The organism is Chromobacterium aquaticum, assembly GCF_021129195.1.
GTDB classification, from domain to species: Bacteria; Pseudomonadota; Gammaproteobacteria; order Burkholderiales; family Chromobacteriaceae; genus Chromobacterium; species Chromobacterium aquaticum.
Genome location: NZ_JAJOHW010000171.1, coordinates 1 through 1,263, shown reverse-complemented (window position 1 = coordinate 1,263; position 1,263 = coordinate 1). Strand labels below are relative to the sequence as shown.

The 1,263-nt window shown below is 70.4% G+C and carries 1 protein-coding gene; it reads right to left on the bottom strand.

Annotated elements, in window-relative coordinates; translation table 11 throughout:
- A partial coding sequence (locus tag LQT98_RS21775; RefSeq protein WP_231465151.1) for a heavy metal translocating P-type ATPase occupies positions 1 to 1,263 on the bottom strand: 1,263 nt, incomplete at both ends.

Below are 1,263 nucleotides of genomic sequence, written 5' to 3'. Positions count from 1 at the left end.
CGTCGTTGACGCCGTCGCCCACCATCGCCACCGTCTTGCCGGAGCTCTGTAAACGGATGATGCGCTCCAGCTTGTCTTCAGGCAGCAAGCCGCCATGGGCTTCGATAATGCCGGTCTGCGCCGCCACCGCCTGCACCACTTGCTGATTGTCGCCGCTCAACATCACCGTCGCCACCCCCAGCTTGGCCAATTGCCGCAAGGCCGCCGGCGCTTCCGCACGGACGCGGTCGGCCACCGCGATCACGCCCAGCGCGCGCTCGCCCTCCAACAACACCAGCGCGCCCTGGCCGGCCAGTTCCAGCCGCGACAGCTCGGCTTGCAAGGCCTCGTTCAATGCCCCCTGCTCACGCGCCAGCCGGCTGCTGCCCAAGGCCAGCTTCCGGCCGTCCGCCAGACCGCTGACGCCGCGTCCGGCCTGCTCGCTGACTTGCTCCGCCTCCGGCCAGGACAGGCCGCGAGCGCTCGCCGCCGCCAGCACCGCCTTGGCCAGCGGGTGGGTGGAATGCGCGTCCAAGGCCGCGGCCCAACGCAGCAACTGATCCTGATCGGCGTCGGCCAGCGCCACCACCCCGGTCACCTGCGGCTCGCCCTCGGTCAGAGTGCCGGTCTTGTCGAAGCACACCGCGTCGATCCGGGCCGCCGTTTCCAGCGGCGCGCCGCCCTTGATCAGCAGGCCGTGTTTGGCGGCCGAGGCCAAGGCGCTGACCACGGTCACCGGCGTGGCGATCACCAGCGCGCACGGGCAGGCGATCACCAGCATCACCAGCGCGTTGTAGATCGCCTCGTGCCAGCTCAGCCAGCCCAGCAAGGGCGTGGCCACGGCGAACAACAGCGCGGCGACCAGCACCACCGGGGTGTAGATCGACGCGAAGCGGTCGATGAAGCGCTGCGTCGGCGCCTTGCTGGCCTGGGCATTGCGCACGGTGTCGATGATGCGCGCCAGCACGCTGCCATTGGCCGCCGCCGTGGTCAGCACTTCCACCACGCCGCTGCCATTGATACTGCCGGCGAACACCGCGTCGCCCGGCGACTTGTCCACCGGCAGGCTCTCGCCGGTGATAGGCGCTTCGTTGAACGCGCTATGGCCCTGATCAATGCGGCCGTCCAGCGGCACACGCTCGCCCGGACGCACCCGCACCCGGCTGCCCGGCGCCACTTCGGCGGCCGGTCGTTCCACCCATTCCCCGCCGCTTTGCAACCAAGCGGTTTCCGGCGCCAGCGACATCAAGGCCTTCACCGCCTCGCCGGCGCGCGCCAGCGACA